This window comes from Paracoccus sp. KKT209, from assembly GCF_055635455.1.
This window is the reverse complement of record NZ_CM145758.1, coordinates 1,808,546-1,820,325: the sequence shown is the minus strand read 5'-3', so window position 1 is coordinate 1,820,325 and position 11,780 is coordinate 1,808,546. Positions and strand designations below refer to the sequence as shown.

The following is an 11,780-nucleotide window of genomic DNA, read 5'->3' as shown; positions in this document are numbered from 1 at the left end:
GGTTCCCCCTTACACCGATTTGCCGCGGAACAGGCCGGTGGGCCTGAAAAGCAGCACGACGATCAGAATGACGAAGCTGACCGCGAACTTGTATTCCGTGCCCAGCAGCTGCATCAGCCCGCCCGGCTCGTACCAGGGGGCCAGGTAGCCCACGACCTTGACCCAAGGGTAGGTGACGGCGACCTCGGAGAACGCCACCAGGAACCCGCCCGCGATGGCGCCGACCGGGTTGCCCAGGCCCCCCACGATGGCCGCCGCAAAGATCGGTAGCAGGATCTGAAAATAGTTGAAGGCCTTGAAGGATTTGTCGAGGCCGTAAAGCGTCCCCGCGATGGTCGCCAAGCCCGCCGCGATGATCCAGGTCAGGCGCACCACGCGTTCGGGGTCGATCCCCGATAGAAGGGCCAGGTCCTCGTTGTCGGAATAGGCGCGCATCGCCTTGCCGGACTTGGTCCGGTTCAGGAACCAGAACAGTGCAGCAACCACCAGGATGGCCACGACCAGCGTCAGCGCCTGCGTGCTGCGCAGGGCCAGCCCTTCGGGCAGGCCGGTTATCTCGCGGAAGGTGCGCACGTCCATGATGAACCGCGCTCCGTCGTCAAACCGGTATTCGTCCACCCCGATCAGCAGGCGCGTCAGGCCGTTCATGACGAACATGACGCCGACCGAGGCCATGACCAGGATGATCGGCGCGGCCTTCTGCCGGCGATAGAACTTGTAGACCGCGCGGTCGGTGCCCAGCACCAGCAGCGCGGTCAGCGCAATGCCGATCGGCAGGGCGATCAGCGCGGTGGGCAGCGGCCCGGCCGTGATGCCGATGCCCTGCAGACCCCAGGTCAGCAGGATCACGGTTGCCGTGCCAAAGGCCATGGTGTCGCCATGCGCGAAGTTCGAGAACCGCAGGATGCCGTAGATCAGCGTGACGCCAAGCGCGCCAAGCGCCAGCTGCGCGCCATAGGCGGCCGCCGGAATGAAGACGAAGTTCAGAAAGACCACGAGGGCATTCAGGAAATCCACGGCTCAGCCCCCCAGGAAGGTGCGGCGCACCTCGTCGTTCTGCATCAATTCGCGGCCGGTGCCGGTATGGGCATTCGCGCCCTGCACCAGCACATAGGCCTTGTCGGCAATCATCATCGCCTGGCGGGCGTTCTGTTCCACCATCAGGACCGGCAACCCGCCGCGCGCGATGGCGATGATGCGGTCGAACAGTTCATCCATGACGATGGGGCTGACGCCCGCGGTGGGTTCGTCCAGCATCAGGACCTGCGGCTGCGTCATCAGCGCCCGCCCGACGGCCACCTGCTGGCGCTGACCGCCCGACAATTCGCCCGCGGCCTGACGCCGCTTTTCGGCGACGGCGGGAAAGAGGTCATAGACCTGCTCCATCGTGGCCTTGATGTCGTCGCGGCGGATATAGGCGCCCATCTCCAGGTTTTCCTCGACCGTCATGGACGGGAAGATGTTGTTCACCTGCGGCACGAAGCCCATGCCCGCCTTGACCCGGTCCTGCGGGTTCAGCGCCGTGATGTCCTGGCCATTCAGGCGCACGCTGCCCTGGCGCAGGTTCAGCATGCCGAAGATCGCCTTCATCGCGGTCGACTTGCCGGCGCCGTTCGGGCCGACGATCACGGCGATCTGGCCCTGTTCGACCGCGATGGTGCAATCATGCAGGATGTCGGCACCCTTGCCATAGCCGCCGGTCATGTTCTCGCCGATCAGGAAGGGATCGCCTGCGCGCCCCGCGCCCACGGGGCCGGATCTGCGGGTGCCGTCGATGGTGCCCATGCCCTTGGTGTTGACCACCGACGCGTCGCGGTTGCCGCGGTTGCCGAAGGTCGCGTTTTGATCGCTCATGCGCCCACCATGTCCTTGTTTTTCAGGCCGGTGCCCAGATAGGCCTCGATCACCGCCTCGTTCTTCATGATGTCCTGAGCGCTGCCCTTGGCCAGGACCTTGCCCTCGGCCATGACGATCACCGGGTCGCAGAGCTTGCCGATAAAGTCCATGTCATGCTCGATCACGCAGAAGGTATAGCCGCGTTCCTTGTTCAGGCGGATGATCGCGTCGGCAATGGTCATCAGCAGGGTGCGGTTCACGCCGGCGCCGACCTCGTCTAGGAAGACGACCTTGGCGTCGACCATCATCGTGCGCCCCAGCTCCAGCAGCTTCTTCTGTCCGCCCGACAGGTTGCCGGCCTTCTCGTGGGTCAGGTGGCGGATGGTCAGGAAATCAAGGACCTCGTCCGCCTTGCGTCGCAGCTCGGCCTCCTCGCGCTCGATCCGACCGCGCTGGAACCAGGTCTTCCAGATCGTCTCGCCCGCCTGCGCGCCGGGGACCATCATCAGGTTCTCGCGCACGGTCATGCTGGCGAATTCATGCGCCAGCTGGAAGGTCCGCAGCAACCCCTTGTGAAACAGCGCGTGCGGGGGCAGGCCAGTAATGTCCTCGCCATCCATCAGCACGCGCCCCGAAGTGGGTGGCAGGACGCCCGCGATGACGTTGAACAGCGTCGACTTGCCCGCGCCGTTCGGGCCGATCAGCCCGGTAATCGATCCGGTCTCGATCGTCAGGCTGGCGCCGCCGACGGCACGGAACCCGCCGAAATGTCTGTGAAGGTCCTCGACCTTGATCATGCTTTCTACTTCCCTGTCTTCACATTCGGGGTGAAGATGTGCCGTCAAGCGGCTATTATCATTGCAAAATGGCCCGGCACCCAGAAGGTGCCGGGCCGTATCGCCTCAGCTGTGATCAGCGATAGCCGACGACCTCGATCTTGCCATCGGTGAACTGGATCTCGCGGTAGGAGCCTGCCGATTCACCGGCACCCACCATCTCGACCGCCGTGGCGCCGACATAGTCGACGTCGCCGCCGCCGTTAATGATCTCCAGCGCCTTGGCCAGGTCGCCCGGCAGGATCTTTTCGCCCGGCTCATTGGCGACATCCATGATGCTGCCCTTGTAGGCGGCGGGATCGGTGCTGCCGGCCTTCGCCATGGCCAGCATGATCAGCGCGGCCGCATCATAGGCCTCGGCCGAGAAGGCGCCCGAGCCGTCAAAGCCCGCCTCTTCCGCCATCGACAGGTACTTGTCGCGGCCCTCGCCCTCGGCGGCCGGGTTCTGGCCAAAGCTGCCGTCGATCTCGGTGCCGAAGTTGGTCTCCAGCGCGGTGCCGACCATGCCGTCCGGGAAGACGAAGGTCTCGAAGGCGCCGGTGTCCAGCGCCGCGCGCACCACGCCCGAACCGCCTTGGTCCACATAGCCCGCCACGACCAGCGCATCGCCGCCGGCCGCCGCAAGGGCCGCAACCTCGGCCGAATAGTCGGCCTTGCCGTCGTCATGGGCGCTGTTGACGGTGACGGTGCCGCCCTTGGCCTCGTAGGCGGCCTGGAAGCTGTCGGCCAGCCCCTTGCCGTAGTCGTTGTTGGTATAGGTGACGGCCACGGTCTCGACGCCGCGTTCCATGAGGATGTCGGCCATCACTTCACCTTGGCGCGCGTCCGAGGGCGAGGTGCGGAAGAACAGCCCGTCATCCTCGATCGTCGAGAGCGCCGGCGAGGTCGCCGAGGGCGAGATCATCACGATGCCGTTGGTCTTGGCGACGTTTTCCAGCGAGGCGATCGTCTCGCCCGAGCACATGCCACCAATGATGCCCTTGACGCCTTCGGAGGCGATCAGGCGTTCCACGGTGGCGGTGGCCGCCGCGGCATCGATGCAGGTGGAGTCGCCGGTCACCGGCGTGACGGTCGTGCCGTCCAGCAGCAGGCCGGACTCGCTGACTTCCTTCATGGCCATTTCGGCGCCCTGCTGCATCGCGGGTGCCAAGGATTCCAGCGGGCCGGTGAAGCCGAGCGAGATGCCCAGCTTGATATCTTCAGCGCCTGCGGCACCGGCGATCAATGCGCCGGCGGCGGTCGCAAGAAGAAGCTTTCTCATTCGATGTCTCCCAGTTGGAACGTTGTCCTGGAAGGCAGGTTAGAAGCGCAAAAATGAAAAAGAAAGTGTGATGTCGCGACGATTTGCATGGTCTTAAGGATAGATTGTCCAAGTTGACCTAACGCCACCCAAGCCTTTCGTCACGACGCACCAGGCGTCCACCCAGGGTCATCACCAGCCAGCCGATCAGGAAGCCCAGGGCCGCGGCAATCAGCCCGGCACGGGTCAGGGGCAGGGCGGGGCTGAAATCGCCCCAGGTGGCGCGCAGCGTCTCGGTGTCGCGAAGGCGGTGCGGCAGCAGCATCCGTTCCAGCGGTCCTGCCAGGCGCAGCATCTGGAGGTCGGACCGTGCCCGGTCCAGCCTGCGGAAGGCGTGGCGCATGTCCTGCTGATGGGCGTCGCGGAAGGCGCTGCCGGACAGATCCGCCAGCGCCTCGGTCCGGGTCAGCCCGGCGCGGGTGGCGCTGGCGTCGAATTCCTCCGCGACCCGCGACAGCGCGTCGACCTGCCCGCCGAGGCGCTGCACATACTGGTCGCTGAAGGCCGGGAACTGCGACAGGACGGCGGCAAGGATCGCCGCCACCACCAGTCGCAGCAGCCCGATCATCTGTCCTGAACCGACAGGCCCAGCACCGGCTGATAGATCTGCTGCAGGCGCGCGATGGCGTCCTTGGGCGAGATCTCCTCGCTGGTGCCGGTGCGGCGGTTGGTCAGCTCGACCTTGTTGTTGGCCAGGCCGCGCGGGCCGACCGTGATCCGCCAGGGCAGGCCGACCAGGTCCATCGAGGCGAACTTGGCGCCCGCCCGTTCATCGCGGTCGTCATAGAGCGGGTCCAGCCCGCGCGCCTGCAGCTCGGCATAGATCGCCTCGCAGGCGCTGTCGGTCGAATTGTCGCCCTGCTTCAGGTTGACGATGCCGACATGGAAGGGGGTCACGCCCTCGGGCCAGATGATGCCGCGCTCGTCGTGGTTGGCCTCGATGATCGCGCCCAGCAGGCGGCTGACGCCGATGCCGTGGCTGCCCATGTGGACCGGCACGCGCGCGCCGTCGGGTCCCACGACCGTGGCGCCCATCGGTTCCGAATACTTGGTGCCGAAATAGAAGATCTGGCCGACCTCGATGCCGCGGGCGGTGCGGCGACGCTCTTCGGGGATCTGGTCGAACAGCGCCTGGTCGTGGGTCTCGTCGGTGCGGGCATAGCGGCTGGTGAATTCCTCCAGCACGCCTTGGCATTCCTCGACGCTGTCATAGTCGATGGCGCGGTCGCCAAAGGTCAGGTCGGTGATCTGGCTGTCATAGAACACCTCGGATTCCCCGGTTTCCGCCAGCACCAGGAATTCGTGGGTGTAATCGCCGCCGATCGGCCCGCCGTCGGCCCGCATCGGGATCGCCTGCAGGCCCATGCGCTCGTAGCTGCGCAGATAGCTGACCAGGTGGCGGTTATAGGCGTGCAGCGCATCTTCCTTGGTCAGGTCGAAGGTATAGCCGTCCTTCATCAGGAACTCGCGCCCGCGCATCACGCCGAACCGCGGGCGGATCTCGTCGCGGAACTTCCACTGGATGTGATACAGCGTCAGCGGCAGGTCCTTGTAGCTGTTCACGTGGCTGCGGAAAATGTCGGTGATCATCTCCTCGTTCGTGGGACCGTACAGCAGGTCGCGCTTGTGGCGGTCCTTCACGCGCAGCATTTCCTCGCCATAGTCGTCATAGCGGCCGGATTCGCGCCACAGGTCGGCGGGCTGCAGGGTCGGCATCAGCATCGGGATGTGCCCAGCGCGCTGCTGTTCCTCGTGGACGATCTGCTCGATGCGCTTGAGAACCTTGAAGCCCAGGGGCAGCCAGGAATAGATGCCCGCCGTCTGCTGCTTGATCATGCCGGCGCGCAGCATCAGCCGGTGGCTGACGATCTGCGCCTCCTTGGGGTCTTCCTTCAGCACGGGCAGGAAATAACGCGACAGACGCATGGTCGGAGGTCCTTCAAAGCGGTTCGGGCGCAGGGTTAACGGATCGGCCCCTGCTTGCCAAGCATCGCGCTTGCAACCGCCGCGGCACGGCGGCACATTCGCGACATTCACAGCAAAGGTCGAAACGATGCGCATCCCCGTTCGCAAGCAGGTCATGTGGTGGGGCATCGGCGCCTTTGCGCTGCTGCTGACGCTGTGGCTTCTGGGGCAGGCGGTGCTGCCCTTCATCCTGGGCGCGGGCGTGGCCTACCTGCTGGATCCGGTGGCCGACCGGCTGGAGCGTGCGGGCCTGTCGCGGACCATGGCTGTCGTCGCCATCACCTTCGTCGTCGTGCTGGCCTTTGTCGCGCTGGTGCTGCTGGTCCTGCCGGTCCTGATCCGCCAGGCCTATGCCCTGATCGAGACGGCGCCTCAGATGATCGAACAGGGCCGCGCCTATGTCACCGCGCGCTTTCCCGACGTGATCCCCCAGGGCGCCGGGCTGGAGCAGACGCTGCTGGACATGCAGGCGACGATCGGGGAACAGGCCGGCCGCGTGGCCGGAACCGTGCTGGGCTCGGTCCGCGGCGTGATCGGGGTGATCGCGCTGCTGGTGATCGTGCCGGTCGTGGCCTTCTACCTGCTTCTGGACTGGGACCATATGGTGTCCGCCGTCGACCGGCACCTGCCGCGCGAACATGCCCCGACCGTCCGCCAACTGGCCTCCGAGATCGATGACGCCCTGTCGGGCTTCGTGCGCGGGCAGGCGGTGGTGATCCTGATCCTGGGCACCTGGTATGCCTTTGGCCTGATGCTGGTCGGGCTGCCCTTCGGCTTCTTCATCGGGATCATGGCGGCAGTGCTGTCCTTCATCCCTTATGTGGGCGTGCTGATCGGGGGGGCCACGGCAATCGGCGTGTCGCTCTTCAGCTTCTGGGGGGACCCGCTTTGGATCGGTGCCGTCGTCGCGATCTTTGCCATCGGCCAGATCGTCGAGGGCAACTATCTTCAGCCCAAGATCGTCGGCGGGCATGTGGGGCTGCACCCGGTCTGGCTGCTGCTGGCGCTGTCGGTCTTCGGTGCCTTGTTCGGCTTTGTGGGCCTAGTCATGGCGGTGCCGATGGCGGCGGCGCTTGGCGTGCTGGCGCGCTTCATGATCGCGCGCTATCGTGACAGTCCCCTTTACACCGGGCAGGCCGTGCCCCAAGAACCCGCGCAGCCGATCCTGGTCGAGATGGTCCCGACCGGCACCGTGGCCGACCGGCTGCGCGCAGCCCGGCTGGCGGTCGATCGCGTCCGCAGCCAGCAGGAGATCGACACGATGCAGGAAGACCTGATGCGCCGCAACACCGACTAGGGCGAGACCGCGTGACCCGTTTCCCCCTCTCGCGACAGCTGACGCTTGACCTGACGACGCCGCCCGCCCATGCGCGGGCCGATTTCCTGCCCGCGCCGGCAAACCACGCGGCACTGGCGGCGCTGGACCGGCCGCAGGACTGGCCGCAAGGGCGCATGCTGCTGGTCGGACCCGAGGGATCGGGCAAGACCCATCTGGCGGCCTTCTGGGCGGCCGAGAACGGCGCACGCCGCATCTCGGCCGCGGCGCTGCGGCCCGATGCCGCCGACCTGCTGGCGGCCGAGGGCGGGGCGGTCGTGGTCGAGGATGCCGATCACGCGGGCTTTGCGGCCGGGGCGGAACAAGCGCTGTTCCACCTGTGGAACCTCTGCGCGCCGCGCGACTGCCTGCTGCTGCTGACGGCGCGGACGCCGCCGCGGGACTGGGGCCTGGTGCTGCCGGACCTGCGAAGCCGGATGGACGCGATGCCGCAGGTGCATCTGGGCCCGCCCGACGAGGCGCTGCTGGCCGCCGTGCTGGTCAAGCTGTTCGCGGACCGCCAGCTGTCCGTGCCCGCCGGGCTGATCGACTGGCTGGTCCTGCACACCGATCGCGACCTGGGGCTGGCGCGCCGGCTGGTGACGGCCATGGACCATGCGGCCATGGCCCAGAAGGGTCCCGTGACGCGCCGCATCGCCGCAGAGCTTCTGGACAAGCTGACCGAGCGTGACGCATGATCCGGCCACCCCCGCAGACCGGATCACCATGACACAGGCCGATTTTCTCCGCTCTCCCTTTCCCGAACCCAAGGACCTGCCGGAGGGCCTGCCCGACGGCGGTGGCCGTTTCTTCAACCGCGAACTCAGCTGGCTGTCCTTCAACTGGCGCGTGCTGGACGAGGCGCGCAATCCCCGGGTGCCGCTGCTGGAACGGCTGCGCTTCGTGTCGATCAGCGCGACCAACCTGGACGAATTCTACACCGTGCGCGTGGCCGGCCTGCGCGAACTGGTGCGCGAGGGAAACACCACGCCCTCGGATGACGGGCTGACCCCGGCGGAACAGCTGTCCCTGATCAACGCCGACGCCCGCCGCCTGATGGGGGCGCAGCAGGGCGTCTGGAACGCGCTGCGGCGCGAGATGGAGCAGGAGGGCATCGTCATTCTGTCCCGCCAGCGCCTGACACGGGCCGAGGAAGAATTCCTGCACGATCATTTCGAGAGCCGGGTCTTCCCGGTCCTGTCGCCGCTGGCCATCGACCCCGCCCATCCCTTTCCCTTCATCCCCAACACCGGCTTTTCGCTGGCGCTGGAACTGGCGCGCGAGACCGACGGCCGGCAGATGCAGGCGCTGCTGCCGATCCCTGCGCAGCTGCCGCGCTTTGTGCCCCTGCCGGGGGGCGAGCGCTTTCTGCGGCTGGAAGACCTGCTGCTGATGCATCTGTCCAGCCTGTTTCCGGGCTATCGCGATGTCGGGCATTGCAGCTTTCGCGTGCTTCGCGACAGCGACCTGGAGGTCGAGGAAGAGGCCGAGGACCTGGTCCGTGAATTCGAGACCGCGCTGAAGCGCCGCCGGAGGGGCAGCGTCATCCGCCTCAAGATCACGTCGGGATCGCCGCTGCGCCTGCGCCGCCTGATCATGGAGGAGCTGGAGGTCAGCCCGGACGAGGTGGTCGAGGTTGAGGGCCTGCTGGGCATGGCGGACCTTGCCGAACTGGTCCTGGACAGTCGCCGCGACCTGATGTGGCCCACCTTCATCCCGCGCGTCCCCGAGCGGGTGCAGGACCACGGCGGCGACATGTTCGCGGCCATCCGGCACAAGGACATGCTGCTGCACCATCCCTACGAGACCTTCGACATGGTGGTGCGCTTTCTGGCGCAGGCGGCGCGCGATCCCGACGTGCTGGCGATCAAGCAGACGCTTTACCGCACCAGCCGCGACAGCCCCATCGTCGACGCGCTCTGCGAGGCGGCAGAGGCCGGCAAGTCCGTGACCGCGCTGGTGGAGTTGAAGGCGCGCTTTGACGAGGCCGCCAACATCCGCCAGTCCCGCCGGCTGGAGCGGGCGGGTGCGCATGTCGTCTATGGCTTCGTCAACTACAAGACCCATGCCAAGATCAGCACGATCGTCCGGCGCGAGGGCGACGGCCTGGTGACCTATACCCATTACGGCACCGGCAACTATCATCCGATCACGGCACGCATCTACACCGACCTGTCGCTGTTCACCTGCAACCCGGCGCTTGGGCGGGATGCGACCAAGGTTTTCAACTACTTGTCCGGATATGTTCAACCGGCCGGGCTGGAGAACCTGTCGATCTCTCCCATCGACCTCAAGTCGCGGCTGATCGACCTGATCGGGCGCGAGGCCGAATATGCCCGACAGGGTCGGCCTGCCGCGATCTGGGCAAAGATGAACGCCCTGATCGAAAAGGACGTGATCGAGGCGCTCTATACGGCCAGCGCGGCGGGGGTCAAGATCAGCCTGGTCGTCCGCGGGATCTGCGGAATTCGCCCCGGAGTCAAAGGCTTGTCCGAGAATATTCGCGTGAAATCCATCGTCGGCCGTTATCTGGAGCATTCCCGGATCGTCTGCTTTGGCAGCGGCCACGGGCTGCCTTCGCCCAAGGCGCGGGTGTTCATCAGCTCGGCCGACTGGATGGACCGCAACCTGAACCGCCGGGTCGAGACGCTGGTCGAATGCGTCAACGAAACCGTCAAGGCGCAGATCGTCAATCAGGTCATGGCGGCGAACATGGCCGACGAGGCCCAAAGCTGGCTGTTGCAACCCGATGGCCGCTTTCTGCGATATCTTCCGGAAGGCCGTGACGACCTGTTCAACTGTCACCGCTTTTTCATGGAAAATCCGTCACTCTCCGGACGGGGAACGGCCGGCGCCCGAGACGTTCCGGCACTGACCCATTCGGCGGATTGACGCTTTGCCCCCTGCGGGGCAGGAAGCGGACAGAATATGGTGAAGGGCGTGAAGATGAACGGCGTGCGGACGACAAGTGGCCAGACGATCGAGCCATTCGGCAACAAGCTGCGCAAGCTGCCAAAGCGTGCCCTGACGCGGGTGGGGATCGTGGATGTGGGTTCGAACTCGATCCGGCTTGTGGTGTTCGACGGGGCCGCGCGATCGCCGGCCTATTTCTACAACGAAAAGGTCATGGCCGGCCTGGGCCAGGACATGGCCCGCACCGGGCGCCTGAATCCGAAGGGGGTAGAGCGGGGATTTTCGGCGCTGGCGCGCTTTGCCGCGTTGGCCCGCAGCATGAATATCGAGCCGCTGACCTGCGTGGCGACCGCCGCCGTGCGCGAGGCCGAGGACGGCCCCGCTTTCCAGGCGCATGTCGAGCGCGAGACCGGCATGAAGATGTGGGTCATCGACGGCGAGGAAGAGGCGCGGCTGTCGGCGCAGGGGGTGCTGCTGGGCTGGCCGGACGCCAAGGGGCTGGTCTGCGACATCGGCGGAAACTCCATGGAACTGGCCGAGGTCGAGGCGGGCAAGGTGGGCCGGCGCGTGACCTCGCCGCTCGGGCCCTTCCGGCTGCAGCAGGTTCCCCCGGAGAAGCTCCGCGACCACATCGCCGGCATCCTGGCAGGCCTTGCCGAGCAGATGGGCACCGGGCACGAGCGCATCTACCTGGTGGGTGGCTCGTGGCGGGCCATCGCGCGCCTGGACATGGAGCGCAGCGGCTATCCGATGACGGTGCTGCACGAATACCGCATGACGCCAGATGCGGTGGCCAGGACGGTGGACTGGATCGGAAAGCACGACCTGAACACGCTGCGCGCCAAGGTCGGCATCTCGTCGTCGCGGATCGAGTTGGTGCCGCTGGCTTCTCAGGTGCTGTCGCAGCTGATCGAGGTTTTCCAGCCCGCCGAACTGGCCGTGTCCAGCTATGGGATCCGCGAGGGGCTTCTCTACGAGCATATGTCGGACACGCTGCGCCGCCGCGATCCGCTGATCGAGGCCGCCCGCTTCACCGAAAAGCAGATGGCGCGGCTGCCCGGTTTCGGCAAGAAGCTCTATCACTTCCTGCTGCCGCTGTTCCCGGACCTGCCGCCCGAACGCGACCGGCTTTATCGTGCCGCCTGCCTTTTGCACGATACGGCCTGGCGCGCGCATCCCGACTATCGGGCCGAGGCCTGTTTCGACAACGTGACCCGCGCCAACATGGCCGCGCTCAGCCACCCCGAACGGATCTTTTTGGGGCTGGCGCTGCTGCATCGCTACAAGAACAGCCGCGCGCAGTCGCAGATGGCGCCGCTGTTCGAGCTGCTGGATGCGGAACAGATCCGGGAGGCCGAGATCCTTGGCAAGGCCATGCGTTTCGGCGCGATGTTCGCCATTGACGACCCCGCCGATGCCGCCAAGCTGCATCCCAGTCCGGATGGACTGCTGGAACTGCGCCTGACCGGCACCGGCCGACAGCTGATGGGCGAGGTCGCGGAAGCGCGCTTCCTGTCGCTGTGCAAATCAATGGGGTTGGACTGCAGGATCACCTGATCCCGCCAAGCTGCTTTTCAACCGACAATGCAAAAAGGGCGCCCCGTGGGGCGCCCTT

General features: G+C 66.2%; 10 protein-coding genes. 4 read left to right on the top strand and 6 right to left on the bottom strand.

The window, feature by feature from the left end:
• Positions 1-9: 9 nt before the first annotated feature.
• The 6 genes from ACZ2G3_RS09115 to proS form a co-directional block, all read right to left on the bottom strand.
• The gene (locus ACZ2G3_RS09115; RefSeq protein ID WP_470395456.1) at positions 10-1,017 is read right to left on the bottom strand and encodes a branched-chain amino acid ABC transporter permease; all 1,008 of its coding nucleotides are present in this window, start codon (positions 1,015-1,017) and stop codon (positions 10-12) included.
• Between the two features lie 3 nt (positions 1,018-1,020).
• Positions 1,021-1,854, bottom strand: a complete 834-nt coding sequence (locus ACZ2G3_RS09110; protein ID WP_470395455.1) for an ABC transporter ATP-binding protein — start codon at positions 1,852-1,854, stop codon at positions 1,021-1,023.
• Positions 1,851-2,633, bottom strand: coding sequence for an ABC transporter ATP-binding protein (locus ACZ2G3_RS09105; RefSeq protein ID WP_470395453.1), 783 nt, complete (start codon positions 2,631-2,633; stop codon positions 1,851-1,853). Before ACZ2G3_RS09105 ends, ACZ2G3_RS09110 begins: the two co-directional genes overlap by 4 nt.
• Positions 2,634-2,748: 115 nt before the next feature.
• The gene (locus tag ACZ2G3_RS09100; protein ID WP_470395451.1) at positions 2,749-3,933 is read right to left on the bottom strand and encodes an ABC transporter substrate-binding protein; all 1,185 of its coding nucleotides are present in this window, start codon (positions 3,931-3,933) and stop codon (positions 2,749-2,751) included.
• 118 nt (positions 3,934-4,051) lie between these two features.
• Positions 4,052-4,540, bottom strand: coding sequence for a DUF2937 family protein (locus ACZ2G3_RS09095; protein WP_470395449.1), 489 nt, complete (start codon positions 4,538-4,540; stop codon positions 4,052-4,054).
• Positions 4,537-5,898, bottom strand: coding sequence for a proline--tRNA ligase (gene proS / locus ACZ2G3_RS09090; protein WP_470395447.1), 1,362 nt, complete (start codon positions 5,896-5,898; stop codon positions 4,537-4,539). Before proS ends, ACZ2G3_RS09095 begins: the two co-directional genes overlap by 4 nt.
• 127 nt (positions 5,899-6,025) lie before the next feature.
• Between proS and ACZ2G3_RS09085 the strand changes: the two genes are divergently transcribed.
• The 4 genes from ACZ2G3_RS09085 to ACZ2G3_RS09070 are packed head-to-tail and all read left to right on the top strand — an operon-like array spanning position 6,026 to position 11,722.
• Positions 6,026-7,234 (top strand): AI-2E family transporter, encoded by a 1,209-nt coding sequence (locus ACZ2G3_RS09085; RefSeq protein WP_419268202.1) that lies wholly within the window; start codon positions 6,026-6,028, stop codon positions 7,232-7,234.
• 11 nt (positions 7,235-7,245) lie between these two features.
• Positions 7,246-7,950, top strand: coding sequence for a P-loop NTPase family protein (locus ACZ2G3_RS09080; RefSeq protein ID WP_419268203.1), 705 nt, complete (start codon positions 7,246-7,248; stop codon positions 7,948-7,950).
• A 28-nt stretch (positions 7,951-7,978) separates the two neighbouring features.
• Positions 7,979-10,144, top strand: a complete 2,166-nt coding sequence (locus ACZ2G3_RS09075; protein WP_470399097.1) for an RNA degradosome polyphosphate kinase — start codon at positions 7,979-7,981, stop codon at positions 10,142-10,144.
• Between the two features lie 54 nt (positions 10,145-10,198).
• Complete coding sequence (locus ACZ2G3_RS09070; protein ID WP_470395445.1) at positions 10,199-11,722, top strand: Ppx/GppA family phosphatase; 1,524 nt, start codon at positions 10,199-10,201, stop codon at positions 11,720-11,722.
• The last annotated feature ends 58 nt before the right edge of the window (positions 11,723-11,780 follow it).